General features: G+C 68.2%; 5 protein-coding genes. 1 reads left to right on the plus strand and 4 read right to left on the minus strand.

Features of this window, described 5'->3' with window-relative positions:
• The 4 genes from N7590_RS21835 to N7590_RS21850 form a co-directional block, all read right to left on the minus strand.
• A partial coding sequence (locus N7590_RS21835) for a type VI secretion system Vgr family protein (protein ID WP_279935897.1) occupies positions 1 to 1,194 on the minus strand: 1,194 nt, incomplete at its 3' end.
• A gap of 224 nt (positions 1,195 to 1,418) precedes the next feature.
• A complete protein-coding gene (locus N7590_RS21840; protein ID WP_006470037.1) occupies positions 1,419 to 1,853 on the minus strand; it encodes an SseB family protein in 435 nt (144 codons plus the stop codon).
• Positions 1,854 to 1,902: 49 nt separating this feature from the next.
• Complete coding sequence (locus N7590_RS21845; RefSeq protein ID WP_164087046.1) at positions 1,903 to 2,238, minus strand: hypothetical protein; 336 nt, start codon at positions 2,236 to 2,238, stop codon at positions 1,903 to 1,905.
• A gap of 3 nt (positions 2,239 to 2,241) precedes the next feature.
• Positions 2,242 to 3,276: a S41 family peptidase gene (locus tag N7590_RS21850; protein WP_164241897.1), complete on the minus strand. Its 1,035-nt coding sequence runs from the start codon at positions 3,274 to 3,276 to the stop codon at positions 2,242 to 2,244.
• Positions 3,277 to 3,650: 374 nt separating this feature from the next.
• Here N7590_RS21850 and N7590_RS21855 point away from each other — a divergent pair, with 374 nt between their 5' ends.
• The gene (locus tag N7590_RS21855) at positions 3,651 to 4,082 is read left to right on the plus strand and encodes a hypothetical protein (RefSeq protein WP_053510661.1); all 432 of its coding nucleotides are present in this window, start codon (positions 3,651 to 3,653) and stop codon (positions 4,080 to 4,082) included.
• Positions 4,083 to 4,198: the final 116 nt, after the last annotated feature.

Genomic DNA, 4,198 nt, shown 5'->3' on the forward strand with positions numbered 1-4,198 from the left:
AAACGCAGTGGACACCTCGCCCGGCGCCTGGCCATAGGCCAGCCCGGACAGCGCGTCCGGCAGCGCCGGCACCGCCACGCTGGACGGACCCAGGGTCTGTTCCAGAGCGTCGAACACGTCGGCATCGAGGTTGTTGCGCGCCTGGTGCAGCACCGACAGGCACAGGAACTGTGCGTCCTCGCCGACCTGCGGGTGCTGCGACAGGCCAAAGCGCGCGCCCGGTGCCAGTGCCCGCCATTGGCCGGCGCCATCGATGGTATGGGCGCGCACGCGCAGTGCGTCCAGATGCTGCTGCGCGCGGCGCTGGCCGCGTGCGTTGTCCTGCCAGCCATAGGGGCCGCAGGTATCACGGTCGACAATGCCCAGGTCGTTGCCCTGCCCGGCCTCGGCGCTGGCCTGGCGACGCTCCAGGGTGCGGTAGTCCCAGGTCGTACGCTCGACCTTGCCTGGCCGCCAGCGGTGCGCGGTGGACCACTGCTGCACGCTGTCGCTGCGCTCGCTCTCGTCGCGGCGATGGAAGCGCACGCGGCCCAGTTCGGTGGTGTCGTTGCTGTGGTCGGCCAGCACCAGGGTGTGCGTGCCGAAGTCCGCGCCGCCGGGCTCGCCGGCATGCTCGAACCAGTAATAGATGCCCTCCTCGGCCAACAGCCGCTGGACGAAGGCCAGGTCGCTTTCCTGGTACTGCGTGGTCAGGCTGCGCCGTGCGTACTGGCTGGCGTCACCCAGCGACCAGCGCCAGGCCGGTGCCAGCCCGCTGTAGTCGGCGAACAGGTCCTCGACGATCTCGACCACGGTCTTGTCGTGGAAGACGTAGCTGTCCACCCGCTGCGACAGGAACGCCAGCCACGGCTGCAGGCGCAGCCGATAGCGCGCCAGGCCGCCATTGCTGCCCAGCCGCTCGGCGGCGGTGATGCGACCGTGCAACGGGCGCAGGCTGCCGTCGGCCTGCTGCAGCTGCAGCAGCGCGCCCTGCCCGATCAGCGGTGCCAGTGACAGGCCGGCATCCAGCGACAGTGCGGTGATCGTCCACTGGAAACCCATGCCGTCGATCTGCTCGACGCCATCGAGGGTTTCGGCCACCAGCACATCGCTCCCCAGTGACGTGTGCAGCCGCAGGAAGCGCTGGGCGTGCGAGGGGCCGGCCAGCGCAGAGCGCAGGGCGGGCCATTGCGGAGCAGGAACGGAGCCATCCATGGAGCAACGCGCGCAGGGCCAAGGGGCCGTGAGCGTGTTGCTGAAACAGGGGCCGAGGAAGAGGGAATTGCGACACGGCAGACAGGTCCACCGTGAAACGCAGGCGCTACCTAGGTGTCGCGCCCGCTAGGAAAACTACGAAATGCCGATCGCATGCAGGACAGGAGGGCGTTACCCGCCAAGTGGCCGACCTGAAAACAGCAGCGAGCCAGCCAAGGCAGGAATCAATGCGCCATGCCACGCGTGATCGCCGCAGCGCGCTGCTTCAGCTGGGCCACGGCATCGGGAATCATTTCCATGCCCACGTCCAGGCCCGGGTTCAGCACCAGGCCGACGCCGTCGCCGATGCCGGCCAGCAGCGCGTGCACCGCAATCGGCATCGCATGGGCAAACTGCGGCAGCTGCTCGTGCCACAGGCCGGCGCGCTCGGGCGAGGTGAACACCGCGAACATCGGTTCGCCGCTCTCGCTGGTCAGCACCAGCGGCGAGATGCTCTCGTCCCAGGCGCCATCTTCGCCGATGGCCTTGTCCAGCAGCACGAACGCCGTCGAGGTCAACAGGCCATCGAGGAACTGCGATGCGGTCAGCGTCCCGTCCTGGGCCTGCAGCAGGCGCACCTCGAGGTCGTTGAGGGGTTCGAACGGGGTGTCGTGGTCCATGGTGGGTTCCGGTACGTGATTGCAGGGCAGACTTTAACAGCCCCGGCGTTCAACCGATGAATCCGTGCCGCCACAGCCAGCCCAGCAGGGCCAGGCCAGCCACGACCACCAGCATCAGCGGCAGGCCGAAGCGGTGCCGCCACGGGATCGGCACCCCACCCAGCTGCTGGTCCATGGTTTCGGTGTCCAGTAACCAGCCGTGCTCGCACCGGGTGCAGGCCAGCTCATAACGGCGCTGGTAGGCGAAGCCGAACAGCAGGTCGATGCGCGCCATCTTGTAGCGCAGCTGCGGCGCGAAGTCGGTTTCCGTTCCGCAACGCAGGCAGTGGTGGGCTTCCGTAGGACCGACGATCATCACCCGTTCCTGCTGGCCGATCAGGATCATGGATCAGCGCGCCTGGCAGGCGGGCTGCTGCAGCAACCACTGCTGCGCCGCAGCCAGCGTGGCGGCATCACTGTCGGTGCGCTGGTCTGGTTCGATCTTCAGCCCATCCCCCTGGCCATTGCGATCCTGCATCACGCTGGTGGTCAGCAGCAGTGCGCTGCCATCGACCAGCGGCCGCATCACGTTGGCAGTGGACAGCCCCGAGGTGGGTTGGCCGAAACTTCGCGTGTGCGGGCGGCCGCGGAAGGCAAGCACGGTCGCCTCGCCGGAACTGGCGGTGCGCGGCCCGGTCAGCACCGCCACCGGCGCGCCTGGGTGTTTCAGCAGATAACCGGGCCCGCCGAGGTCGACCCGCACGCGCTCGCCAAGCCGCACGCTGGACGGTGTCAGCTGCCAGCGCGTGGGGCCGTCCGCGGCGGCGAAGGACCCCACGTCCTCGTCGGCGCTGGGCGTGACGCGCAACAGCGGCGCTGCGCCCAGCAGCATCGGCCACATGTTGCCACCGGTGTTGCCGCGCAGATCGACAATCCAGCCGCAGCGGCTGCCATTGTCCTGGTCATCGATGATCGCCTGCCAGCGCTTGGCACGCTCCTTCATCTGCTGGTGCGCCGTCGGGCCCTGCATGACACCGTAGCCCTCGATCTCCACCCGGCCGATACGCGGGTCCAGTACTTCGGCCGGGGCCGTCGTTGCTTTCGGAGCCGCTGTCGCTGCGCCATTGGCGCGCGCCAGGCGTTCTGCCTTCGCCTGCAGCTGCTTTGCGCTGATCCACTCGCCATGCCCGCCGGAACTGCGGCCGGTGGCCTCCTGCAGCACCGCGCGGGTCTGGGCCGGATCATTCTGCGCCGCCTTCAGGCGCGTACGGATGGCCGGCCAGTCCACGCGGTCGCGGTACAGCGACTCCTTCTCCAGCATGTCCAGCAACTGGGCCTGCGCCTGTGCTGTCGGCAGGTCGATGACGGCCGGGGCGGCAGCCTGCGCGCTGCTGCAGAACAGGGCGCCCAGTGCAGCAGCGATCACGCGAAGATCAAGCGACATTCGACGTTCCTTCGTCTTGGATGAGTACCGCAGCATACGCGCTTGCCGCTGTGGTTGTATGTCGGCTTTGGCACGCGCCGCGCACAGCAACATTTGCAACTTTGCTCATGTTGTCACTCGGGCAAAAGCGCGAAGGTGGCTCTGCCGGCGCGCTTTGCGCTGGCCGGGATTGGCGTCCTGAATCAAACATCGAAGCGATCGAGTTGCCGCCTCAACGGCAATCGCGACAATGCACCGGCTCGCCCATGGTGGGCGGTGCGTGGGGATCCTCGTGATCCGTCGGCTTTTATCGCTTCGATTTTGACCGGCACGCCAACCCGCACCGCCCGCCACCTTGCATCCCGCAGGTGGCCTTGCCCTGTGAGGTTGCTGCCATGAACACGCCCTACCCCGCCTATCCCCGTCTGCACGCCCTGCTGGGCGATGCCCTGCCCGGCCTGGCGCTGCCCACTCCCGTGGCTGAAGCGCTGGAAGATGCATTGTGCGACGGCGACGGCGATGCCGCGCCGTCAGCCTTCTTCGCCCGGTTGCGCGGTATCGCGCAAAGCCACGCTGCCGATGGCCAGGCCTGGCGCGAACGGCACCTCAGCGAGTCGCGTGGCCGGGAACTGGCCGAGGCCACGCGGTGCCTCGCGGCGGTGTCCGCCTGCGGGGGTGTGTTGCTGGCGGCGCAGTCGGCGCGCGAGATGGATGATGCGGCAGCGCAGTGCCCGCCGCAGGTGGAGGAAGGCCTGCTGCATGCGGTGGTGGTGCTGGCCGATCATGCGGGCGGGTTGGTGGCACCGGGTGCACGCGCGGGATCGTGACGCCGATGGATTCGTGTCGACCAAGGTCGACACCCACCAGAGCAGATTATGGCGTCGGTTGGAACCCGGAGCAGGTCATGGCGCCGGTTGGAATCCAGAGCGGATTGGAATCCAGA

Source organism: Stenotrophomonas sp. GD04024, from assembly GCF_029837545.1.
GTDB lineage: Bacteria > Pseudomonadota > Gammaproteobacteria > Xanthomonadales > Xanthomonadaceae > Stenotrophomonas > Stenotrophomonas forensis.

Coding starts and splice junctions, on each gene's coding strand:
- N7590_RS21840 (WP_006470037.1), bottom strand. CDS start 1,853: ATGGACCACGACACCCCGTTCGAACCCCTCAACGACCTCGAGGTGCGC.
- N7590_RS21845 (WP_164087046.1), bottom strand. CDS start 2,238: ATGATCCTGATCGGCCAGCAGGAACGGGTGATGATCGTCGGTCCTACG.
- N7590_RS21850 (WP_164241897.1), bottom strand. CDS start 3,276: ATGTCGCTTGATCTTCGCGTGATCGCTGCTGCACTGGGCGCCCTGTTC.
- N7590_RS21855 (WP_053510661.1), top strand. CDS start 3,651: ATGAACACGCCCTACCCCGCCTATCCCCGTCTGCACGCCCTGCTGGGC.